The following is a 23,922-nucleotide window of genomic DNA, read 5'->3' as shown; positions in this document are numbered from 1 at the left end:
CTTACTCAGCACTGCTGCTGAAATCGAGATCTTGGCCTGGCTGAAGGGAGATTACTGCCTTCTTCCAGTCATTACGCTTGCCCACGCCGCGAGCGGTGCGCTTGCTCTTACCCAGAACGTTCAGGGTAGTAACACGCTCAACTTTCACGCTGAACAGGCTTTCGACGGCCTTCTTGATTTCCAGCTTGGTTGCATCGGTAGCAACCTTGAAAACGAACTGGCCTTTCTTGTCTGCCAGAACCGTAGCCTTCTCGGAAACGTGCGGGCCAAGCAGAACTTTAAATACGCGTTCCTGGTTCATCCCAGCAGCTCCTCGAATTTCTTCACGGCCGACACGGTGATCAACACCTTGTCGTATGCGATCAGACTAACTGGATCGGAACCTTGCACGTCACGTACATCAACGTGTGGCAGGTTACGAGCAGCCAGGTACAGGTTCTGATCAACACCTTCAGACACGATCAGGACATCAGTCAGACCCATGCCATTCAGCTTGTTGAGCAGATCTTTGGTTTTCGGCGCTTCAACAGCGAAGTCCTGAACCACGACCAGACGATCAGTACGCACCAGCTCAGCAAGGATGGAACGCATTGCTGCGCGATACATCTTCTTGTTCAGCTTCTGGGAGTGATCCTGTGGACGAGCTGCGAAAGTGGTACCGCCGCCACGCCAGATTGGGCTACGGATAGTACCGGCACGAGCACGGCCAGTACCTTTCTGACGCCAAGGGCGCTTACCGCCACCACGAACGTCGGAACGGGTCTTTTGCTGCTTGCTACCTTGACGGCCGCCGGCCATGTAGGCCACGACTGCTTGGTGAACCAGCGTCTCGTTGAATTCGCCGCCGAAAGTCAGTTCGGAAACTTCGATCGCTTGAGCGTCATTTACATTTAATTGCATGTCAGCTTCCCCTTAACCGCGAGCCTTGGCCGCTGGACGTACAACCAGGTTGCCGCCAGTAGCGCCAGGAACAGCACCCTTGACCAACAACAGATTGCGTTCAGCGTCGACGCGCACTACTTCCAGGGACTGCACGGTCACGCGCTCAGCGCCCATATGACCGGACATTTTTTTGCCCTTGAATACACGACCAGGAGTCTGGCACTGGCCAATAGAGCCCGGGACGCGGTGGGAAACGGAGTTACCGTGAGTGTTGTCTTGGCCACGGAAATTCCAACGCTTGATCGTACCCTGGAAGCCTTTACCCTTGGACTGACCGGTTACATCAACCAGTTGGCCAGCGGTGAAGATTTCAGTGTTGATCAGATCGCCAGCCTGGTACTCGCCTTCTTCAAGACGGAATTCCATTACGGTACGACCGGCGGCAACGTTTGCTTTAGCGAAGTGACCCGCTTGAGCAGCTGTTACACGCGAAGCGCGACGCTCGCCGACAGTGACTTGCACTGCACGATAGCCATCGGTTTCTTCAGTTTTGAACTGGGTGACGCGATTCGGCTCGATCTCAATGACCGTGACCGGAATGGAGACACCTTCTTCGGTGAAAATACGGGTCATACCGCATTTACGACCGACTACACCAATAGTCATGTTGTAAACCTCATGAGTGTACGGGGCTTTCACCCGCTATGGCCGCCCATTTCAGAGCGTTACACGACTAAGACCCAAGTCTTAGCCGAGGCTGATCTGCACTTCCACACCGGCCGCAAGATCAAGCTTCATAAGTGCATCAACGGTTTTATCCGTTGGCTGGACGATGTCCAGTACGCGCTTATGAGTACGGATCTCGTACTGGTCACGCGCGTCTTTGTTGACGTGCGGGGAGACCAGAACGGTGAACCGCTCTTTACGGGTAGGCAGTGGAATTGGACCACGCACTTGAGCACCAGTACGTTTCGCGGTTTCCACGATTTCCTGGGTTGATTGGTCGATCAGGCGATGGTCAAAAGCCTTCAACCTGATACGGATTTGCTGATTTTGCATTGGATTTCAGACTCCAGATTGCTGTTCCCACCGAGCGCAATACGCCCGTTAAAAGGAGGCGCAATTCTATAGACGACCCCAGTAGGTGTCAACTCAATAAAAAAAGCCCCCGCTGAGCGGGGGCTTTTTTCAGACAATCATCACTTACGCGATGATTTTGGCTACAACGCCAGCGCCAACGGTACGACCGCCTTCACGGATTGCGAAACGCAGACCGTCTTCCATTGCGATGGTTTTGATCAGGGTAACAACCATTTTGATGTTGTCGCCCGGCATTACCATCTCAACGCCTTCCGGCAGTTCGCAGTTACCAGTTACGTCAGTTGTACGGAAGTAGAACTGAGGACGGTAGCCTTTGAAGAACGGAGTGTGACGGCCGCCTTCTTCTTTGCTCAACACGTACACTTCAGCTTCGAAGGTAGTGTGTGGCTTAACCGAGCCTGGCTTAACCAGAACCTGGCCACGCTCAACGTCGTCACGCTTGGTGCCGCGCAGCAGCACGCCGCAGTTCTCGCCCGCACGACCTTCGTCGAGCAGCTTACGGAACATTTCAACGCCGGTGCAGGTGGTAACAGTAGTGTCACGCAGACCAACGATTTCCAGCGGATCTTGAACGCGAACGATACCGCGCTCGATACGACCAGTTACAACAGTACCGCGACCAGAGATCGAGAATACGTCTTCGATTGGCATCAGGAACGGCTTGTCGATAACACGTACTGGATCTGGAATGTAGGTATCCAGAGTTTCAACCAGTTTACGAACGGCAGTGGTGCCCATTTCGTTGTCGTCTTTGCCTTCCAGCGCCATACGAGCCGAACCGATGATGATCGGAGTGTCGTCGCCTGGGAAGTCGTAAGTCGACAGCAGGTCACGAACTTCCATCTCAACCAGTTCCAGCAGCTCAGCGTCGTCTACCAGGTCAGCCTTGTTCAGGAAAACCACGATGTACGGAACGCCAACCTGACGGGACAGCAGGATGTGCTCACGGGTTTGTGGCATCGGACCATCAGCGGCCGAACAAACCAGGATAGCGCCGTCCATCTGAGCAGCACCGGTGATCATGTTCTTCACATAGTCAGCGTGACCTGGGCAGTCAACGTGAGCGTAGTGACGAATGTGCGAGTTGTATTCAACGTGCGCAGTGTTGATCGTGATACCACGAGCTTTTTCTTCTGGCGCGCTGTCGATTTTATCGAAGTCAACGATTGCCGAACCGAAAACTTCGGAGCAAACACGGGTCAGAGCTGCAGTCAGCGTGGTTTTACCATGGTCAACGTGACCGATAGTGCCAACGTTGACGTGCGGTAGGGAACGATCAAATTTTTCTTTAGCCACGACAATTAACTCCTTGCCTAAAGGACTGAACTAAATCAGCCTTGTTTTTTAGTAACAGTTTCGACGATGTGCGCCGGAGCTGTATCGTATTTTTTGAATTCCATAGAGTAGCTTGCGCGACCCTGGGACATGGAACGAACGTCGGTCGCATAACCGAACATTTCACCCAACGGTACTTCAGCACGAATTACTTTGCCGGAGACCGTATCTTCCATACCCTGGATCATGCCGCGACGACGGTTCAAGTCGCCCATCACGTCACCCATATAGTCTTCAGGTGTAACAACCTCTACCGCCATGATCGGCTCAAGCAGCTCACCGCCACCTTTGGTAGCCAGTTGCTTGGTCGCCATGGAAGCAGCCACCTTAAACGCCATCTCGTTGGAGTCGACGTCGTGGTAAGAACCATCAAACACGGTAGCCTTCAGGCCGATCAGCGGATAGCCGGCAACAACACCGTTCTTCATCTGCTCTTCGATACCCTTCTGGATAGCCGGGATGTATTCCTTAGGAACCACACCACCTACCACTTCGTTCACGAACTGCAGACCTTCCTGACCTTCGTCAGCAGGTGCAAAACGAATCCAGCAGTGACCAAACTGGCCACGACCGCCGGACTGACGAACGAACTTGCCTTCGATCTCACAGTTCTTCGTGATGCGCTCACGATAGGAAACCTGAGGCTTACCGATGTTGGCTTCGACGTTGAACTCACGGCGCATCCGGTCAACCAGGATGTCCAGGTGCAGCTCGCCCATGCCAGAGATGATCGTTTGACCAGTCTCTTCATCAGTTTTAACGCGGAAAGATGGATCTTCCTGAGCAAGCTTGCCCAGTGCAACACCCATTTTTTCCTGGTCATCCTTGGTCTTAGGCTCTACGGCAACCGAAATAACCGGCTCCGGGAAGTCCATACGAACCAGAATGATTGGCTTGTCAGCGTTGCACAAAGTCTCACCAGTGGTGACGTCCTTCATGCCGATCAAGGCCGCGATGTCACCAGCGCGTACTTCCTTGATTTCTTCACGGGCGTTTGCGTGCATTTGCACCATACGACCCACGCGCTCTTTCTTGCCCTTAACCGAGTTGATTACGCCGTCGCCGGAGTTCAACACGCCCGAGTAAACACGGACGAAGGTCAAGGTACCCACGAATGGGTCGGTAGCGATCTTGAACGCCAGAGCCGAGAACGGCTCGTTGTCGTCTGCATGACGCTCCAGTTCGATAGTCTCGTCATCCGGGTCAGTACCCTTGATGGCAGGAATATCAGTCGGAGCAGGCAGGAAGTCGATAACGGCGTCGAGAACCAGGGGAACACCCTTGTTCTTGAAGGAAGAACCGCAAACAGCCAGGACGATCTCACCAGCGATAGTACGCTGACGCAGAGCCGCCTTGATTTCCGCGATGGTGAATTCTTCACCTTCGAGGTACTTGTTCATCAGCTCTTCATTGGCTTCGGCCGCAGCCTGAACCATGTTGTCGCGCCACTCGTCAGCAAGATCTTTCAGCTCAGCTGGAATTTCTTTGCGAACAGGAACCATACCTTTGTCAGCATCGTTCCAGTACACAGCTTCCATGTTGATCAGATCGATCTGACCCTGGAAGTTGTCTTCGGAACCGATAGCCAACTGGATTGGAACTGGAGTGTGGCCCAGACGCTTCTTGATCTGCTCGATAACGCGCAGGAAGTTGGCACCAGCACGGTCCATCTTGTTTACGTAAACAAGACGTGGAACGCCGTATTTGTTGGCTTGACGCCATACGGTTTCCGACTGAGGCTCAACGCCCGAGGTACCACAGAACACAACGACAGCGCCGTCGAGTACACGCAGGGAACGCTCAACTTCAATAGTGAAGTCAACGTGGCCCGGGGTATCGATTACGTTGAAGCGGTGTTCGTCCTTGTACTGCTTGGCAGAACCTTTCCAGAAGGCGGTAATGGCAGCAGAAGTAATGGTAATACCACGCTCCTGCTCCTGAACCATCCAGTCTGTGGTCGCGGCGCCATCATGCACCTCGCCCATTTTGTGACTTTTGCCAGTGTAAAACAGTACGCGCTCGGTGGTGGTGGTTTTACCAGCATCCACGTGAGCGACGATACCGATGTTACGGTAGCGACTAATCGGAGTAGTACGAGCCATAAAGCCCTCGCAAAATTAGTGAAGCTGAAATTAGAAGCGGTAGTGCGAGAAAGCTTTGTTAGCTTCGGCCATACGGTGCACGTCTTCACGCTTCTTAACAGCAGCACCTTTACCTTCGGCAGCGTCCAACAGTTCGCCAGCCAAACGCAGAGCCATAGACTTCTCGCCGCGCTTGCGGGCGAAGTCTACCAACCAGCGCATTGCCAGGGCGTTACGACGGGACGGGCGAACTTCGACCGGAACCTGGTAAGTAGCACCGCCTACACGGCGCGACTTCACTTCGACCAGCGGAGCGATGGCGTCGAGAGCTTTCTCGAAGAGTTCCAGGGGATCGCTGTTCTTGCGTTCTTTAACCTTTTCCAGCGCGCCATAAACGATACGCTCGGCAACGGCTTTTTTGCCGCTTTCCATCACGTGGTTCATGAACTTGGCCAGAATTTGGCTTCCGTATTTTGGATCGTCAAGCACTTCGCGCTTGGCTGCTACGCGTCTTCTTGGCATGGATAAGCCCTCAAACGGTCTTCAGGTTAGCTCGGAACCATTACACCCCAGGGATGCAGGTCCGACCTTACTCTTATCGACTCAGAAAAAAAGAAATCTGCATTATTTACCGGAAACCGAAGACTACTTCGGCTTCTTGGTACCGTACTTCGAACGACCTTGGTTACGACCTTTAACGCCGGAAGTATCCAAAGAGCCGCGAACGGTGTGGTAACGAACACCTGGCAAGTCTTTTACACGACCGCCACGAATCAGTACCACGCTGTGTTCTTGCAGGTTGTGACCTTCACCACCGATGTACGAGGAAACCTCGAAACCGTTGGTCAGGCGCACACGGCATACTTTACGCAGTGCCGAGTTAGGTTTTTTCGGCGTAGTTGTATACACACGGGTGCATACGCCACGACGTTGCGGGCAGTTTTGCAGCGCAGGTACGTCGGATTTCTCGACGATACGCTTACGCGGCTGACGTACCAGCTGGTTGATAGTTGCCATCTACTAGCTCCACTGTTGTCTTGCGACGCTATTGTCTTGCAAGAAAAGCAAAATGGCAGGAACGAATTCCCGCCAAATTTAGGGGTACAAGAGTCTAAAGAGGATCTTGCCCCCAGTCAAGGCAAGGCCCCGACACTTCCACTCATCAAACCCAGACAAATTGTCTCGATTCGATGAACGGAACTGCCGGGGCCCGCCCATCATTTACCGCAGAACTCAGTTACCGCTCGAGTTCAGCGCTTCGGTCAGTGCAGCTTCCACTTCACTGGCGCTTACGCGCAACGGCTTGTCAGCCTCACGGCGGCGCTTACGCTCGCTGTGGTATGCCAAACCGGTACCTGCCGGGATCAGACGACCCACGACAACGTTTTCTTTCAGGCCGCGCAGGTAATCGCGCTTGCCGGTTACCGCCGCTTCGGTCAGTACTCGAGTGGTCTCCTGGAAAGAGGCCGCCGAGATGAACGATTCAGTCGACAACGACGCCTTGGTGATACCCAGCAGGACGCGAGTGAACTTGGACACGAATTTGTCTTCGTTGCCCAGACGCTCGTTCTCGGTCAATACCTGCGTCAACTCCATCTGGTCGCCCTTGATGAAGGTGGAATCGCCAGACTCGGCAATCTCAACTTTACGCAGCATCTGACGCAGAATGGTCTCGATGTGCTTATCGTTGATTTTTACGCCTTGCAGACGGTAAACGTCCTGGATCTCGTTAACGATGTACTTGGCCAGCGCACTCACACCCAGCAGACGCAGGATGTCGTGTGGATCGCTTGGACCGTCGGAGATAACTTCGCCGCGGTTCACTTGTTCGCCTTCGAAGACGTTCAGGTGGCGCCACTTTGGAATCAGCTCTTCGTACGGATCAGTACCGTCGTTCGGGGTAATAACCAGACGGCGCTTGCCTTTGGTTTCTTTACCGAACGCGATGGTGCCGCTGACTTCAGCCAGAATCGAGGCTTCTTTCGGACGACGGGCTTCGAACAAGTCAGCAACCCGTGGCAGACCACCGGTGATGTCTCGAGTTTTCGAAGTTTCTTGCGGAATACGAGCGATAACGTCACCGATCGCGATTTCCGCACCATCCGCTACACCGACCAAGGCGTTCGCTGGCAGGAAGTACTGAGCCGGTACGTCGGTACCTGGCAACAGCAGATCCTTGCCATCAACACCCACCATCTTGACGGCTGGACGAATGTCCTTGCCGGCAGCTGGACGGTCTTTGGCATCAAGTACTTCAATGTTGGTCATACCGGTCAATTCGTCAGTCTGACGCTTGATCGTGATGCCTTCTTCCATGCCCACGTAGGTCACGGTACCTTTCATTTCGGTAACGATTGGGTGAGTGTGAGGATCCCACTTGGCTACGATAGAGCCAGCGTCAACCTTGTCACCTTCTTTAACCGAAATCACGGCGCCGTACGGCAGCTTGTAACGCTCACGCTCACGACCGAAGTCATCAGCAATGGCCAGCTCACCGGAACGGGATACTGCAACCAGGCAGCCATCTACACGCTCAACGTGCTTCAGGTTGTGCAGACGGACAGTACCGCCATTCTTCACCTGAACGCTGTCAGCAGCGGAGGTCCGGCTTGCCGCACCACCGATGTGGAACGTACGCATGGTCAGCTGTGTACCCGGCTCACCGATCGACTGGGCAGCGATAACGCCGACAGCTTCACCGATGTTCACCTGGTGACCACGAGCCAGATCACGGCCGTAGCACTTGGCGCAGATACCGAAACGGGTTTCGCAGCTGATTGGCGAGCGCACGATCACTTCGTCGATGCTGTTCAGCTCGATGAATTCAACCCACTTCTCGTCAACCAGGGTGCCTGCAGGAACGATAACTTCCTCGGTGCCCGGCTTGAATACGTCACGGGCGATTACTCGACCCAGTACGCGCTCACCCAATGGCTCAACAACGTCGCCGCCTTCGATGTGCGGAGTCATCAGCAGACCGTGTTCGGTACCGCAGTCAACTTCAGTCACAACCAGATCTTGTGCAACGTCTACCAGACGACGTGTCAGGTAACCGGAGTTAGCTGTTTTCAAGGCGGTATCCGCCAGACCCTTACGAGCACCGTGAGTCGAGATGAAGTACTGAAGTACGCTCAAACCTTCACGGAAGTTCGCAGTAATCGGCGTTTCGATGATGGAACCGTCCGGCTTGGCCATCAGACCACGCATACCGGCCAGCTGACGGATCTGCGCAGCAGAACCCCGTGCGCCGGAGTCGGCCATCATGTACATCGAGTTGAACGATTCTTGCTCGACTTCGTTGCCGTGGCGGTCGATTACCTTCTCTTTCGAGAGGTTGGACATCATCGCCTTGGAAACTTCATCGTTAGCTTTCGACCAAAGGTCGATTACCTTGTTGTACTTCTCGCCCTGGGTTACCAGGCCGGAGGCGTACTGACTTTCGATCTCTTTCACTTCATCGGTTGCAGCAGCGATGATGCGAGCTTTTTCATCCGGGATAACGAAGTCGTTAACACCGATGGAAACGCCGGAGATGGTCGAGTAAGCAAAACCGGTGTACATCAACTGGTCAGCGAAGATCACGGTCTCTTTCAAACCAACCACGCGGTAGCACTGGTTGATCAGCTTGGAGATCGCTTTTTTCTTCATCGGCAGGTTGACGACGTCGTACGACAAACCTTTTGGCACAACCTGGAACAACAGCGCACGGCCGACAGTGGTGTCGACGATACGGGTGTTGGTCACGCTGCCGCCATCACGGTCGTTGACGGTTTCGTTGATACGAACCTTGACCTTGGCGTGCAGTGCGGCTTCGCCGGCACGGAATACACGGTCAACTTCCTGCAAGTCAGCGAATACACGACCTTCGCCTTTGGCGTTGATCGCTTCACGCGTCATGTAGTACAGACCCAATACAACGTCCTGCGACGGAACGATGATTGGCTCACCGTTGGCTGGCGACAGAATGTTGTTGGTCGACATCATCAACGCGCGCGCTTCCAACTGGGCTTCCAGTGTCAGCGGTACGTGCACGGCCATTTGGTCGCCGTCGAAGTCGGCGTTGTACGCAGCACAGACCAGAGGGTGCAGCTGGATAGCTTTACCTTCGATCAGTACCGGTTCAAACGCCTGGATACCCAGACGGTGAAGGGTCGGTGCACGGTTGAGAAGAACCGGGTGTTCGCGGATAACTTCAGCGAGAACGTCCCACACTTCCGGCAACTCGCGCTCAACCATCTTCTTGGCGGCTTTGATGGTGGTAGCAAGACCACGCATTTCCAGCTTGCCGAAAATGAACGGCTTGAACAGCTCGAGAGCCATTTTCTTCGGCAGACCGCACTGGTGCAGACGCAGGGTCGGACCTACGGTAATTACCGAACGACCCGAGTAGTCAACACGCTTACCGAGCAAGTTCTGACGGAAACGACCTTGCTTACCCTTGATCATGTCAGCCAGGGATTTCAGAGGACGCTTGTTCGAACCGGTGATAGCGCGACCACGACGGCCGTTGTCGAGCAGTGCGTCGACCGCTTCTTGCAACATACGCTTTTCGTTGCGCACGATGATGTCCGGAGCGGACAGATCAAGCAGGCGCTTCAAGCGGTTGTTACGGTTGATCACTCGACGGTACAGGTCGTTGAGGTCGGAAGTCGCGAAACGACCGCCATCCAACGGTACCAGAGGACGCAGATCTGGCGGCAGAACCGGCAGAACGGTCAGAACCATCCACTCCGGAAGGTTGCCGGAGCCCAGGAAGGCTTCCATCAACTTCAGGCGCTTGGACAGCTTCTTGATTTTGGTTTCAGAGTTGGTTTGCGGAATTTCTTCACGCAGACGGCCAATCTCGTGCTCCAGGTCGATAGCGTGCAGCAGTTCACGGACAGCTTCAGCACCCATGCGGGCATCAAAGTCGTCGCCGAACTCTTCCAGCGCTTCGAAGTACTGCTCATCGTTCAGCAGCTGACCTTTTTCCAGAGTGGTCATGCCCGGATCGATAACGACATAGCTCTCGAAGTAGAGAACGCGTTCGATATCACGCAGGGTCATGTCCATCAGCAAGCCGATACGGGACGGCAGCGATTTCAGGAACCAGATGTGAGCCACTGGCGAAGCCAGTTCGATGTGAGCCATGCGCTCGCGACGGACCTTGGCCAGTGCGACTTCAACGCCACACTTCTCACAGATCACACCGCGGTGCTTCAAGCGCTTGTACTTACCGCACAGGCACTCGTAATCCTTTACCGGGCCAAAGATCTTGGCGCAGAACAGGCCGTCACGCTCAGGCTTGAACGTACGGTAGTTGATGGTTTCCGGCTTTTTAACTTCACCGAACGACCACGAACGGATCATCTCAGGCGATGCCAATCCAATACGGATGGCGTCGAACTCTTCGACTTGACCCTGGTTTTTCAGCAAATTCAGTAGGTCTTTCAAGGCCTTTCCTCCTGGCGGAGCAGAGAGCGGGCCATACAGCCCCGCTCTCGATTCGCGTCACGTGTTATTCGGTTTCCAGATCGATATCGATGCCGAGGGAACGAATTTCTTTGATCAACACGTTGAAGGACTCGGGCATGCCCGGCTCCATACGGTGATCGCCGTCCACGATGTTTTTGTACATCTTGGTACGGCCGTTCACATCGTCCGACTTCACTGTGAGCATTTCTTGCAGAGTGTATGCCGCGCCGTAGGCTTCCAGCGCCCAGACCTCCATCTCCCCGAAACGCTGACCACCGAACTGTGCCTTACCACCCAGCGGCTGCTGGGTAACCAGGCTGTAAGAACCGGTAGAACGAGCGTGCATCTTGTCGTCTACCAAGTGGTTCAGCTTCAGCATGTACATGTAGCCAACGGTAACCGGACGCTCGAACTTGTTGCCGGTACGACCATCAGTCAGCACCATCTGGCCGCTGTCTGGCAGGTCTGCCAAACGAAGCATTGCCTTGATTTCGCTTTCCTTGGCACCGTCGAACACCGGGGTAGCCATTGGCACACCGCCGCGAAGGTTCTTCGCCAGATCCAGGATTTCCTGATCGGAGAAGTCATCCAGGCTTTCTTGACGACCGCCAATTTCGTTGTAGATCTCATGCAGGAACTTACGCAGGTCAGCGACCTTGCGTTGTTCTTCAATCATGAGGTTGATCTTCTCGCCCAGACCTTTGGCCGCGAGGCCCAGGTGAGTTTCGAGAATCTGACCAACGTTCATACGCGAAGGTACGCCCAACGGGTTGAGGACCACATCAACCGGGGTGCCATTGGCATCGTACGGCATGTCTTCAACCGGCATGATCACGGAGACCACACCCTTGTTACCGTGACGACCGGCCATCTTGTCACCCGGCTGGATGCGACGGCGGATTGCCAGGTAAACCTTGACGATTTTCAGCACGCCTGGAGCCAGGTCATCGCCCTGCTGCAGTTTGCGCTTCTTGTCTTCGAACTTGTCGTCCAGCAGACGACGGCGATCGATGATGTAAGCCTGAGCCTTTTCAAGCTGCTCGTTCAGAGCATCTTCAGCCATGCGCAGTTTGAACCACTGACCATGCTCAAGACCGTCCAGGATTTCATTGGTGATTTCCTGACCTTTCTTCAGACCGGCACCACCTTCGGCAATGCGGCCAACCAGAGCAGAGCGCAGACGTTCGAAGGTAGCGCCTTCAACGATACGGAACTCTTCGTTCAGATCCTTGCGGATCTCGTCCAGCTGGGTCTTCTCGATCGACAGTGCACGAGCATCACGCTCAACGCCGTCACGGGTGAAGACCTGCACGTCGATAACAGTACCTTTGGTACCGGTAGGTACGCGCAGGGAGGTGTCTTTAACGTCGCTGGCTTTTTCACCGAAGATGGCACGCAACAGCTTCTCTTCCGGAGTCAGCTGGGTCTCGCCTTTCGGAGTAACCTTACCTACCAGAATGTCGCCAGCGCCAACTTCAGCACCTACGTAAACGATACCGGCTTCGTCCAGTTTGTTCAGTGCAGCTTCACCCACGTTCGGGATGTCTGCAGTGATCTCTTCAGGCCCAAGCTTGGTGTCACGTGCCACACAGGTCAATTCCTGGATGTGGATCGTGGTAAAGCGATCTTCTTGAACAACTCGTTCCGACAGGCAGATGGAGTCTTCGAAGTTGTAACCGTTCCAGGCCATGAACGCGATGCGCATGTTTTGACCCAGCGCCAGTTCACCCATATCGGTGGACGGGCCGTCAGCCATGATGTCGCTACGCTGTACACGGTCACCCTTGCGCACCAGCGGACGCTGGTTGATGCAAGTGTTCTGGTTGGAACGGGTGTATTTGGTCAGGTTGTAGATGTCGACACCGGCTTCGCCAGTTTCAACTTCGTCATCAGCAACACGAACCACGATACGGCTGGCATCAACAGAGTCGATCACGCCGCCACGACGAGCCACGACGCAAACGCCGGAGTCACGAGCTACGTTACGCTCCATGCCGGTACCTACCAGCGGCTTGTCAGCGCGCAGGGTTGGTACAGCTTGACGCTGCATGTTGGAACCCATCAACGCACGGTTGGCGTCATCGTGTTCCAGGAACGGGATCAGCGACGCTGCAACCGAAACAACCTGCTTCGGCGAAACGTCCATCAAGGTGACGTCTTCCGGCGCCTTGACGGTGAATTCGTTCAAGTGACGAACAGCAACCAGCTCGTCGATCAGCACTTTCTTGTCGTTCATCGTGGCCGAGGCCTGAGCGATCACGTGATCAGCTTCTTCGATGGCGGACAGGAAAACGATCTCGTCGGTTACCAGTGCGTCTTTCACTACACGGTACGGGCTCTCGAGGAAGCCGTACTGGTTGGTGCGCGCATAGGCAGCCAGGGAGTTGATCAGACCGATGTTCGGACCTTCCGGCGTCTCAATAGGGCAAACACGGCCGTAGTGAGTCGGGTGTACGTCACGAACTTCAAAGCCCGCACGCTCACGCGTCAGACCGCCCGGGCCCAGTGCAGAAACACGGCGCTTGTGGGTGATCTCGGACAGAGGGTTGTTCTGGTCCATGAACTGGGACAGCTGGCTGGAACCGAAGAACTCTTTCACCGCCGCAGCCACAGGCTTGGCGTTGATCAGGTCTTGCGGCATCAGGCCTTCGCTTTCAGCCATCGACAGACGCTCTTTGACCGCACGCTCAACACGTACCAGGCCAACGCGGAACTGGTTCTCGGCCATTTCGCCTACACAGCGAACACGACGGTTACCCAGGTGGTCGATGTCATCGACGATGCCTTTACCGTTACGGATGTCGACCAGGGTCTTCAGCACAGCAACGATGTCTTCTTTGCACAACACGCCCGAACCTTCGATCTCGGTACGACCGATACGACGGTTGAACTTCATCCGGCCGACCGCAGACAGGTCATAGCGCTCAGGGCTGAAGAACAGGTTGTTGAACAGAGTCTCGGCAGCGTCTTTGGTTGGCGGCTCGCCTGGACGCATCATGCGATAGATTTCGACCAGCGCTTCCAGTTGGTTGCTGGTGGAGTCGATCTTCAGCGTGTCGGAGACGAACGGACCGCAGTCGATATCGTTGGTGTACAACGTTTCGATGCGAACAACCTGGCCCTTGGCAACTTTTGCCAGGATTTCAGTGGTCAGCTCGGTGTTGCACTCAGCAATGATTTCGCCAGTAGCCGGATGCACGATAGCCTTGGCCGTTGTGCGACCCAGGACATAGTCCAGAGGCATAACGAGCTCTTTGACACCGGCTTTTTCCAGCTGGTTGATATGACGGGCAGTGATACGACGACCCTGCTCAACAATCACCTTGCCTTTGTCATCGGTAATATCGATGGCCGCGATTTCACCGCGCAGACGCTGTGGAACCAGCTCCAGGCTGATGCTCTCACCCTGAACGTGGAACACGTTGGTGGTGTAGAACGCGTCCAGCACTTGCTCAGTGGTATAACCCAGCGCGCGCAGCAATACCGATGCAGGCAGCTTGCGACGACGGTCAATACGCACGAACACGCAGTCTTTCGGGTCGAACTCGAAGTCGAGCCACGAACCACGGTAAGGAATGATACGCGCGGAATAAAGCAGCTTACCGGAGCTGTGCGTCTTGCCGCGGTCGTGGTCAAAGAACACGCCCGGGGAACGGTGCAGCTGGGAAACAATTACACGCTCGGTACCGTTGATTACGAAGGTACCGTTTTCAGTCATCAGGGGGATTTCACCCATGTAGACTTCTTGCTCTTTGATGTCCTTGATCGCTTTGTTCGACGATTCTTTGTCGAAAATGATCAAACGAACTTTTACCCGCAAAGGTACGGCGTACGTTACGCCACGCAACACGCATTCTTTGACATCAAATGCCGGTTCGCCCAAGCGATAACCGACGTACTCCAGCGCAGCATTGCCGGAGTAGCTGATGATCGGGAAAACGGATTTGAAGGCCGCATGCAGGCCCACGTCGCGGAACTGATCTTTAGTCGCTCCCGCCTGCAAGAATTCACGATACGAATCCAGCTGGATTGCCAAGAGATACGGCACATCCATGACGTCCGGCAACTTGCTAAAGTCCTTGCGGATACGTTTTTTCTCAGTATATGAGTAAGCCATCAGCGTTCCCCAGCTTGGTCACCTGCTTGTTTGGCCTCTCCCGACGGGAGCAGCCAGAAAATCGTGCAAACCCCTTGGTTTGCTCCACCGCACAGGGTGGTTACAGCACGTTAAAGGCACCAACCTAGTCGGCTGCCAATAACGGAAAAAGGCCGGTGGCAAGAGCCACCAGCCATCAGCCTCAGCTTAACGCCTGGGCTGGAAACGCAAGGTCGATGCTTACTTCAGCTCGACTTTAGCGCCTGCTTCTTCCAAGGTAGCCTTGGCTTTGTCAGCTGCTTCTTTAGCAACAGCTTCCAGTACCATAGCTGGAGCGCCGTCAACTACTGCCTTGGCTTCTTTCAAGCCCAGACCAGTCAGCTCACGAACAGCCTTGATCACGTTAACTTTCTTCTCGCCAGCTTCCAGCAGCATAACGTTGAATTCAGTTTGCTCTTCAACAACAGCAGCGGCAGCAGCAGGACCAGCAGAAGCAGCAGCAGCGGAAACGCCGAACTTCTCTTCCATTGCTTTGATCAGTTCAACGATTTCCAGAACGGATTTTTCGCCGATTGCTTCGATGATTTGGTCGTTAGTCAGAGACATGACTATAAATTCCTGTATTGGGGTGACAGCCTACGCGGCCATCGAAATAAACAATAAACGCTGAAAGGAGTCGCTCAGCCTTAGGCTGCAGCAGCTTCTTTCTGGTCGCGAAGGGCCGCCAGAGTACGAGCCAATTTGCTGGTAGCGCCTTGAATCACGCTCATCAGCTGAGAAATTGCTTCGTCACGGGTCGGCAGACTTGCCAGTACGTCGATCTGATTAGCTGCGAGGAACTTGCCCTCGAACGCAGCTGCCTTGATCTCGAACTTATCCTGACCTTTTGCGAACTCTTTGAAGATACGAGCAGCAGCGCCCGGATGTTCTTGCGAGAATGCAATCAAGGTCGGGCCAGTGAACACGTCGTTGAGAACACTGTATTCAGTGTCAGCAACAGCGCGCTTGAGCAGGGTGTTACGTACAACACGTACGTAAACGCCAGCTTCACGAGCCTCTTTACGGAGTCCGGTCATAGCGCCTACTGTCACACCGCGGGCATCAGCCACAACAGCGGACAGGGCAACTTTGGCAGCCTCGTTGACTTCAGCGACGATGGCCTTCTTGTCTTCGAGTTTAATTGCCACGGGTTTAACTCCTGCTTGTTACCGTTTCATCTGGCCGAGGCCTGATGTCGTTTTGGTGTCTGATTCGGTAAGGAACCGGGAGCACCATCTGCGTAGGCTTGAGGTTTAAGGCTTTCGCCGCCTACGGTCTTGGATAGCCCCCGCCAGGCAGGGACCCCAATCTTTCAATTGGCGCATTTGACTGCGCCAATTTTGCCTTACGCGTCCAGGGAACCCTGGTCGATGACCAGGCCCGGGCCCATAGTGGTGCTCAGGGTTACGCGCTTAACATAAATACCTTTCGAGGAAGCTGGTTTGATACGCTTCAGATCAGCGATCAGGGCTTCAACGTTTTCCTTCAGCTGAACGGCGTCGAAGCCGATCTTGCCAACGGAAGTGTGAATGATACCGTTTTTGTCGGTGCGATAACGAACCTGACCAGCCTTCGCGTTCTTAACAGCGGTGGCTACGTCTGGAGTTACAGTACCAACCTTAGGGTTAGGCATCAGACCACGTGGGCCCAGGATCTGACCCAACTGACCAACAACACGCATTGCGTCCGGGGATGCAATAACTACGTCGTAGTTCAGGTCGCCGCCTTTCATTTCGGCAGCCAGGTCGTCCATACCAACGCGATCAGCGCCGGCAGCCAGAGCAGCTTCAGCAGCTGGACCCTGAGTGAACACAGCAACACGTACAGTCTTGCCAGTGCCGTGTGGCAGCACAGTAGCGCTACGAACAACCTGGTCAGATTTACGTGGGTCTACGCCCAGGTTAACGGCGATGTCGAAAGACTCGCTGAATTTTACAGTCGACAGCTCAGCCAGCAAAGCAGCAGCATCTACAAAATTGTAAGACTTGCCAGCTTCGATTTTACCGGCGATTGCCTTTTGACGCTTGGTCAGCTTAGCCATTACACACCCTCCACGTTAAGGCCCATGCTACGAGCAGAACCGGCGATAGTACGCACGGCTGCTTCCATATCAGCTGCAGTCAGATCCGCGTTTTTGGTTTTCGCGATTTCTTCCAGCTGAGCACGAGTTACAGTGCCAACCTTAACGGTGTTTGGACGAGCGGAACCGCTAGTCAGACCGGCAGCCTTCTTCAGCAGAACCGAAGCAGGGGTCGACTTGGTTTCGAACGTGAAGCTACGGTCGCTGTATACAGTGATGATCACTGGAGTCGGCAGGCCTGGCTCAATACCCTGAGTACGGGCGTTGAAAGCCTTGCAGAATTCCATGATGTTCACGCCGTGCTGACCCAGAGCCGGACCAACAGGTGGGCTTGGGTTAGCCTGAGCGGCCTTCACTTGCAGCTTGATGTAAGCGGTAATCTTCTTAGCCATGAGGCACTCCAATTACGGGTTCAATCGCCTAAAGAGGCTCCCCGGTTACTTGCGCGTTTATCCCAGTGACGACAAAACCCCACAGCCTAGGCCATGGGGTTGGGATTCGTGTTTAACTAGACCTTTTCGACCTGGCTAAACTCTAGCTCTACCGGAGTAGAGCGACCGAAAATGAGCACCGCCACTTGAATGCGGCTCTTTTCGTAGTTAACTTCTTCGACCGTGCCATTGAAATCGGCAAACGGACCGTCGGTAACACGGACAACTTCGCCCGGCTCGAACAGTGTTTTCGGCTTGGGCTTGTCGCTGCCATCAGCTACGCGACGCAGAATTGCTTCTGCTTCTTTATCAGTGATAGGTGCCGGTTTATCAGCAGTACCACCAATGAAGCCCATGACACGCGGAGTGTCCTTGACCAAGTGCCAAGTCCCTTCGCTCATGTCCATCTGAACCAGCACATAACCAGGGAAGAACTTGCGTTCGCTTTTGCGCTTCTGGCCATTACGCATTTCAACCACTTCTTCAGTGGGAACCAGAATTTCGCCGAAGCCATCTTCCATGCCTGCCAGCTTAATACGCTCTATCAGAGAGCGCATAACATGCTTTTCGTAACCCGAATAAGCATGCACTACGTACCAACGCTTAGCCACGGGACACCCTTAGCCAACAATCAAGGAAACGAGCCAGCCGAGCAGGGAATCCAAACCCCACAACAGCAACGCCATAACAAGAACAACAGCCACCACGATCAACGTGGTCTGCGTAGTTTCTTGGCGAGTTGGCCATACGACTTTACGAATCTCAGTACGAGCTTCCTTTACCAGGACAGCGAACGACTTGCCTTTTGCCGTCTGCAAGCCCACATAGGCAGCAACAGCAGCAATCACAAGAAGTGCAATGACGCGATACAGGATCGGCGAACCAGAATAATACTGATTCCCAACAACGCCAACCACCACAAGAGCTACCACTACAAGCCACTTGAGGAGATCGAAGCGAGAGCCTTGAACTTCAGCCTTGGGAGTCATCAAAGAGGATCCTGTGAAAAGAAAGCCAGACGCAATGAGCGAATCTGGCAGGTCAGGAGGGAATCGAACCCCCAACCTACGGTTTTGGAGACCGTCGCTCTGCCAATTGAGCTACTGACCTAAAACATTATCGAGCCGCGGATTATGCCGACACGAGAGAGACTTTTCAACAACAAGCGCAATTACTTTTGCAATCAACCCTGTCCAAGCAGAGAATTGCCAGCGAATAGCAGAATGCGAGCTACTCACAACCGTAACAACCAACCAGGGCAGCGACACCTAAAAACAGCGCCACCAGCAAACACCCCAGACAGGCTACGCACCTGTTAAAACAAAGGCAGATATTTTCATATCTGCCTTGTTATATGGAGCTCTTGAGCGGATTTGAACCGCTGACCTCACCCTTACCAAGGGTGTGCTCTACCAACTGAGCTACAAGAGCAAAACATGTCGCGAAAACAGCTAGACTGGAGCGGGTGGCGGGAATCGAACCCGCATCATTAGCTTGGAAGGCTAAGGTTCTACCACTAAACTACACCCGCAAATCTTGCTGCTCTAGCTTAAATATGGTGGAGGGGGAAGGATTCGAACCTTCGAAGTCGTAGACGTCAGATTTACAGTCTGATCCCTTTGGCCGCTCGGGAACCCCTCCTGAGCTGGTTAGAATTCTACATCATTCCAACCTTATGTCAACCACTTTCTTCAATTAAATCAGGAAGTTAGCAACTTGACTCGCTTCACACCTAGTAGCCTGTTTGGCGTTCACTGTGGAGCGGGCGCCATTCTATGCAAACTATCGGGTACCTGCAAGCCCTCACAGCGCATTTTTTTGTATTTTAACCCATTGAATTCATTAACAAGGTTCTGCAAAACCATTTCACTGGCCGCAGCAGTGCCTTGCGGGCTGATCTTGAGGGCATAGCCAGGCATTTCAGCCTGCTCACCTTCAACTTGCGTAGATGCTATCCCCATCTCAGACAACCTGCGCTGCAGACCGTGCAGCTGTTCTTGCGCAGGTAAATTGCCTAAAAACATGCATTCCGCACTCAGCGCCTGGTCAATGGCGACTGCACCTCCCCCACCTGCCGGCGGCACCTCGCCAAGCAGGCGTATGCCCTGATGACTGCCCTTGTACAAAGACAAGGAAACAACTTCTTTGGCCCTCAACGGAGCCTCTTGCTGGTGCCATATGTAATAAAAGACATTCAGTACAACCAGCAGCAGAAACAGCCAACGCATAGAAACCTCAAGGAAGGGGACAAACCACCGCCAAACCGACAAATACCAGGTCTTGCACCAAGCGCGCTTCTGGAACCATATCCTTTACCAGGCTTGCGTCACCGCCGGTAAGAAAAACTTCAAAGTCTTCTCCCCAGTACTCGCGCGCCAATTCCAGCTGGGTCATCACAAAGCCCCGCAGCATCAACAAACACCCACGCTCAACAGCCTCAACCGTCGTACGCCCGGGCGTACGCTGGAGCAAGGCCTGCTCCGCAGAGAGGTCGTCATACCGGATACGGCGTGTATGAGTACGCAACTGATCGCGCATCAAGGGCATCCCGGGACAAATAAACCCGCCCAGGTGCTGACCGTCAGCAGCCACGAAGTCCGCCGTTACCGCCGTGCCGAAATCCAGTACCAGGCACGCGCTCTTCGCCAACTCAAAAGCACCAACCACGGCAAGCCAGCGATCGAGCCCCAAACGGGCAAACTCCTCATAACCGTTACTGACACCTGCGGCACTCCTTGCAGGCTGCGCGCACTGTGCAGCCACACCAAAGGTCGTCACGATGGAGGCCACCAGGCTCGATGTCTCATCATCACTGCGCACACTGACCAACCGGCAGTGGGTGATGTTCAACCCCGGAACGGCCAACACCGCGGCCAGCAGCGCAGCATCAGAGTCAACTACGCCCCCACCCACCGCCACCCCCGCGTCAAGGGCACGCCACTTTATAAAACTGTTGCCACAGTCCATCTCAAGAATCATGGCGCAACCTCAAGCTAAGCTCACCGCCGCTGTACACTTTCTCTTCGCCATTGACACTCATGCGCAGCGCGCCCTGCTGATCAATACCCATGACAGTGCCATCCACCTGATGCACTCCAGCTATCAGAGAGACTTCACGACCCTGCCACAAGTGGTTTTGCTCCCACTGCGCCTGCAATGCCGAAAAGCCCTCGGTAGCATGGCGATTCAGATACACAAGCAGGCTATCGTTGAGTTTCGAAATCAGCGCATTGCGGTTTACCGAATGACCTGACTCGAGAAATACCGAGGTCCAGGCCTGATCTACCTCGCTGGCCACCCGCATATTGACGTTAATGCCGATCCCCAGAACCACATGACACACATCAGCCGGATCGCCGACCAACTCAAGCAAAATGCCGGCAATTTTCTTGTTGCCTACGAGCACATCATTTGGCCATTTGAGGCCGGCGTCAGATATCCCCACCCCGCGAAGCGCACTCAGTACTGCCAGACCAACCACAAGGCTAAGCCCTTCAAGCTGGCGCATCCCGCCATCCATGCGAAGAACAAGGCTGTAGTAGATATTTTCTGCGAAAGGACTGACCCATTTGCGGCCTCTTCGTCCACGACCAGCAGTTTGCCGCTCAGCCGTAACAACAAACGGCGCCGCAGTGCCACTGTCGATCGCGCGCAAGGCCTCGGCATTGGTGGAGTCTAATGAATCATGAATAGAGACAGGCCATGGGCTGGCAGTCAACTGGTCCTGCTCAAGGAGCTCAAGCGGTGCAGCTAACTGATAGCCACGACCACGAACTTTATGAATCGACAGGTTCAGGTTGGATTCCAAAAGCTGGAGCTGCTTCCAGACTGCACTGCGGCTAACGCCAAGTGCAGCACCAAGCGCTTGCCCTGAGTGGAATCGACCATCTTTGAGGAGTTTCAACAACGTCAGCATGCATGTATCGCCTCACAATGAGGCACGCATGATAGCCATGAGCGGCGCCATTGCATAGAAACCCCGCGCACACAGCAAGCTAACAGCTTGGGGCAAGCCGAGAGCACACAGTTTGAAGCTTGCGACCGCTTTTTCGCGCACAAAAACAAACCCCCTGTCTGCGTTAGCAGACAGGGGGTTTGGAATTTAATCTTGACGATGACCTACTCTCACATGGGGAAACCCCACACTACCATCGGCGATGCATCGTTTCACTACTGAGTTCGGGATGGGATCAGGTGGTTCCAATGCTCTATGGTCGTCAAGAAATTCGGTAGCCAGGTCGTTTACCTTTCGGTTCACGCTCCAGCGAATGGGTATGTAATAGATGTGGTGTTTTGTGAACCGCAAACTTTCGGTTTGTATCGTCTTCACACACCGCAATTCGCTTCTAAGCAAATTGCTTGGGTGTTATATGGTCAAGCCTCACGGGCAATTAGTATTGGTTAGCTCAACGCCTCACAGCGCTTACACACCCAACCTATCAACGTCGTAGTCTTCGACGGCCCTTTAGGGAACTCAAGGTTCCAGTGAGATCTCATCTTGAGGCAAGTTTCCCGCTTAGATGCTTTCAGCGGTTATCTTTCCCGAACATAGCTACCCGGCAATGCCACTGGCGTGACAACCGGAACACCAGAGGTTCGTCCACTCCGGTCCTCTCGTACTAGGAGCAGCCCCTCTCAAATCTCAAACGTCCACGGCAGATAGGGACCGAACTGTCTCACGACGTTCTAAACCCAGCTCGCGTACCACTTTAAATGGCGAACAGCCATACCCTTGGGACCGGCTTCAGCCCCAGGATGTGATGAGCCGACATCGAGGTGCCAAACACCGCCGTCGATATGAACTCTTGGGCGGTATCAGCCTGTTATCCCCGGAGTACCTTTTATCCGTTGAGCGATGGCCCTTCCATACAGAACCACCGGATCACTAAGACCTACTTTCGTACCTGCTCGACGTGTCTGTCTCGCAGTCAAGCGCGCTTTTGCCTTTATACTCTACGACCGATTTCCGACCGGTCTGAGCGCACCTTCGTACTCCTCCGTTACTCTTTAGGAGGAGACCGCCCCAGTCAAACTACCCACCATACACTGTCCTCGATCCGGATAACGGACCTGAGTTAGAACCTCAAAGTTGCCAGGGTGGTATTTCAAGGTTGGCTCCACGCAAACTGGCGTTCACGCTTCAAAGCCTCCCACCTATCCTACACAAGCAAATTCAAAGTCCAGTGCAAAGCTATAGTAAAGGTTCACGGGGTCTTTCCGTCTAGCCGCGGATACACTGCATCTTCACAGCGATTTCAATTTCACTGAGTCTCGGGTGGAGACAGCGCCGCCATCGTTACGCCATTCGTGCAGGTCGGAACTTACCCGACAAGGAATTTCGCTACCTTAGGACCGTTATAGTTACGGCCGCCGTTTACCGGGGCTTCGATCAAGAGCTTCGCGTTAGCTAACCCCATCAATTAACCTTCCGGCACCGGGCAGGCGTCACACCCTATACGTCCACTTTCGTGTTTGCAGAGTGCTGTGTTTTTAATAAACAGTCGCAGCGGCCTGGTATCTTCGACCGACAGGGGCTTACGCAGTAAATGCTTCACCTCCATCGGCGCACCTTCTCCCGAAGTTACGGTGCCATTTTGCCTAGTTCCTTCACCCGAGTTCTCTCAAGCGCCTTGGTATTCTCTACCCAACCACCTGTGTCGGTTTGGGGTACGGTTCCTGGTTACCTGAAGCTTAGAAGCTTTTCTTGGAAGCATGGCATCAACCACTTCGTGTTCTAAAAGAACACTCGTCATCAGCTCTCGGCCTTAGAATCCCGGATTTACCTAAGATTCCAGCCTACCACCTTAAACTTGGACAACCAACGCCAAGCTGGCCTAGCCTTCTCCGTCCCTCCATCGCAATAACCAGAAGTACAGGAATATTAACCTGTTTTCCATCGACTACGCTTTTCAGCCTCGCCTTAGGGACCGACTAACCCTGCGTCGATTAACGTTGCGCAGGAAACCTTGGTCTTTCGGCGTGGGTGTTTTTCACACCCATTATCGTTACTCATGTCAGCATTCGCACTTCTGATACCTCCAGCAAGCTTCTCAACTCACCTTCACAGGCTTACAGAACGCTCCTCTACCGCATCATCCTAAGATGATACCCGTAGCTTCGGTGTATGGTTTGAGCCCCGTTAAATCTTCCGCGCAGGCCGACTCGACTAGTGAGCTATTACGCTTTCTTTAAAGGGTGGCTGCTTCTAAGCCAACCTCCTAGCTGTCTAAGCCTTCCCACATCGTTTCCCACTTAACCATAACTTTGGGACCTTAGCTGACGGTCTGGGTTGTTTCCCTTTTCACGACGGACGTTAGCACCCGCCGTGTGTCTCCCATGCTCGGCACTTGTAGGTATTCGGAGTTTGCATCGGTTTGGTAAGTCGGGATGACCCCCTAGCCGAAACAGTGCTCTACCCCCTAC

General features: G+C 54.0%; 19 protein-coding genes, 4 tRNA genes and 2 rRNA genes. All 25 read right to left on the bottom strand.

What is annotated here, in order from left to right; translation table 11 throughout:
• Window position 1: 1 nt before the first annotated feature.
• Window positions 2–301, bottom strand: a complete 300-nt coding sequence (gene rplW, locus QN377_RS10215; protein ID WP_003444375.1) for a 50S ribosomal protein L23 — start codon at window positions 299–301, stop codon at window positions 2–4.
• Window positions 298–900 carry a 50S ribosomal protein L4 gene (gene rplD, locus QN377_RS10210; protein ID WP_016779176.1) on the bottom strand — a complete coding sequence of 201 codons (603 nt, stop codon included), beginning with the start codon at window positions 898–900 and terminating at the stop codon, window positions 298–300. The genes rplW and rplD overlap by 4 nt, the downstream gene beginning before the upstream one ends.
• Window positions 901–912: 12 nt before the next feature.
• The gene (gene rplC, locus QN377_RS10205; RefSeq protein ID WP_016779175.1) at window positions 913–1,548 is read right to left on the bottom strand and encodes a 50S ribosomal protein L3; all 636 of its coding nucleotides are present in this window, start codon (window positions 1,546–1,548) and stop codon (window positions 913–915) included.
• Window positions 1,549–1,629: 81 nt separating this feature from the next.
• Window positions 1,630–1,941, bottom strand: coding sequence for a 30S ribosomal protein S10 (gene rpsJ, locus QN377_RS10200; protein WP_003186070.1), 312 nt, complete (start codon window positions 1,939–1,941; stop codon window positions 1,630–1,632).
• Between the two features lie 144 nt (window positions 1,942–2,085).
• Window positions 2,086–3,279 (bottom strand): elongation factor Tu, encoded by a 1,194-nt coding sequence (gene tuf / locus QN377_RS10195; protein WP_016779174.1) that lies wholly within the window; start codon window positions 3,277–3,279, stop codon window positions 2,086–2,088.
• Window positions 3,280–3,314: 35 nt separating this feature from the next.
• Complete coding sequence (fusA, locus tag QN377_RS10190) at window positions 3,315–5,420, bottom strand: elongation factor G (protein WP_094999500.1); 2,106 nt, start codon at window positions 5,418–5,420, stop codon at window positions 3,315–3,317.
• Window positions 5,421–5,450: 30 nt separating this feature from the next.
• Entirely contained in the window at window positions 5,451–5,921 is a 471-nt protein-coding gene (rpsG, locus tag QN377_RS10185; protein WP_016779172.1) for a 30S ribosomal protein S7, read from the bottom strand.
• 123 nt (window positions 5,922–6,044) lie between these two features.
• Entirely contained in the window at window positions 6,045–6,416 is a 372-nt protein-coding gene (gene rpsL / locus QN377_RS10180) for a 30S ribosomal protein S12 (protein ID WP_002555494.1), read from the bottom strand.
• 216 nt (window positions 6,417–6,632) lie between these two features.
• On the bottom strand, window positions 6,633–10,832 hold the full coding sequence (rpoC, locus tag QN377_RS10175) for a DNA-directed RNA polymerase subunit beta' (RefSeq protein ID WP_094999501.1): 4,200 nt from the start codon (window positions 10,830–10,832) through the stop codon (window positions 6,633–6,635).
• Window positions 10,833–10,896: 64 nt separating this feature from the next.
• Window positions 10,897–14,970, bottom strand: a complete 4,074-nt coding sequence (rpoB, locus tag QN377_RS10170; protein WP_016779170.1) for a DNA-directed RNA polymerase subunit beta — start codon at window positions 14,968–14,970, stop codon at window positions 10,897–10,899.
• Between the two features lie 219 nt (window positions 14,971–15,189).
• A complete protein-coding gene (gene rplL, locus QN377_RS10165; RefSeq protein ID WP_016779169.1) occupies window positions 15,190–15,555 on the bottom strand; it encodes a 50S ribosomal protein L7/L12 in 366 nt (121 codons plus the stop codon).
• Between the two features lie 80 nt (window positions 15,556–15,635).
• The gene (rplJ, locus tag QN377_RS10160) at window positions 15,636–16,136 is read right to left on the bottom strand and encodes a 50S ribosomal protein L10 (RefSeq protein ID WP_016779168.1); all 501 of its coding nucleotides are present in this window, start codon (window positions 16,134–16,136) and stop codon (window positions 15,636–15,638) included.
• A 197-nt stretch (window positions 16,137–16,333) separates the two neighbouring features.
• Window positions 16,334–17,029, bottom strand: a complete 696-nt coding sequence (gene rplA, locus QN377_RS10155; protein WP_016779167.1) for a 50S ribosomal protein L1 — start codon at window positions 17,027–17,029, stop codon at window positions 16,334–16,336.
• A complete protein-coding gene (gene rplK / locus QN377_RS10150; RefSeq protein WP_008008888.1) occupies window positions 17,029–17,460 on the bottom strand; it encodes a 50S ribosomal protein L11 in 432 nt (143 codons plus the stop codon). The genes rplA and rplK overlap by 1 nt, the downstream gene beginning before the upstream one ends.
• Before the next feature lie 116 nt (window positions 17,461–17,576).
• Complete coding sequence (nusG, locus tag QN377_RS10145) at window positions 17,577–18,110, bottom strand: transcription termination/antitermination protein NusG (RefSeq protein WP_026014126.1); 534 nt, start codon at window positions 18,108–18,110, stop codon at window positions 17,577–17,579.
• Between the two features lie 9 nt (window positions 18,111–18,119).
• A complete protein-coding gene (gene secE, locus QN377_RS10140) occupies window positions 18,120–18,488 on the bottom strand; it encodes a preprotein translocase subunit SecE (RefSeq protein ID WP_016779165.1) in 369 nt (122 codons plus the stop codon).
• A 45-nt stretch (window positions 18,489–18,533) separates the two neighbouring features.
• Window positions 18,534–18,609 (bottom strand) — tRNA-Trp (locus QN377_RS10135).
• Between the two features lie 245 nt (window positions 18,610–18,854).
• Window positions 18,855–18,930 (bottom strand) — tRNA-Thr (locus QN377_RS10130).
• Between the two features lie 26 nt (window positions 18,931–18,956).
• Window positions 18,957–19,030, bottom strand: a tRNA-Gly gene (locus QN377_RS10125).
• A 25-nt stretch (window positions 19,031–19,055) separates the two neighbouring features.
• Window positions 19,056–19,140 (bottom strand) — tRNA-Tyr (locus tag QN377_RS10120).
• A 110-nt stretch (window positions 19,141–19,250) separates the two neighbouring features.
• A complete protein-coding gene (locus QN377_RS10115; RefSeq protein WP_095019086.1) occupies window positions 19,251–19,727 on the bottom strand; it encodes a hypothetical protein in 477 nt (158 codons plus the stop codon).
• Window positions 19,728–19,734: 7 nt separating this feature from the next.
• On the bottom strand, window positions 19,735–20,478 hold the full coding sequence (locus QN377_RS10110; RefSeq protein ID WP_095019087.1) for a pantothenate kinase: 744 nt from the start codon (window positions 20,476–20,478) through the stop codon (window positions 19,735–19,737).
• Complete coding sequence (gene birA, locus QN377_RS10105; RefSeq protein WP_095019088.1) at window positions 20,468–21,415, bottom strand: bifunctional biotin--[acetyl-CoA-carboxylase] ligase/biotin operon repressor BirA; 948 nt, start codon at window positions 21,413–21,415, stop codon at window positions 20,468–20,470. The genes QN377_RS10110 and birA overlap by 11 nt, the downstream gene beginning before the upstream one ends.
• A gap of 190 nt (window positions 21,416–21,605) precedes the next feature.
• A 5S ribosomal RNA gene (rrf, locus tag QN377_RS10100) occupies window positions 21,606–21,721 on the bottom strand.
• Window positions 21,722–21,869: 148 nt separating this feature from the next.
• A 23S ribosomal RNA gene (locus QN377_RS10095) occupies window positions 21,870–23,922 on the bottom strand; the annotation flags it as partial.

The sequence above is a fragment of the Pseudomonas sp. CCC4.1 genome, assembly GCF_035019225.1.
Lineage (GTDB): Bacteria > Pseudomonadota > Gammaproteobacteria > Pseudomonadales > Pseudomonadaceae > Aquipseudomonas > Aquipseudomonas bubulae.
The sequence above is the reverse complement of the archived record's forward strand: the minus strand, read 5'-3'. Positions and strand labels throughout refer to the sequence as shown.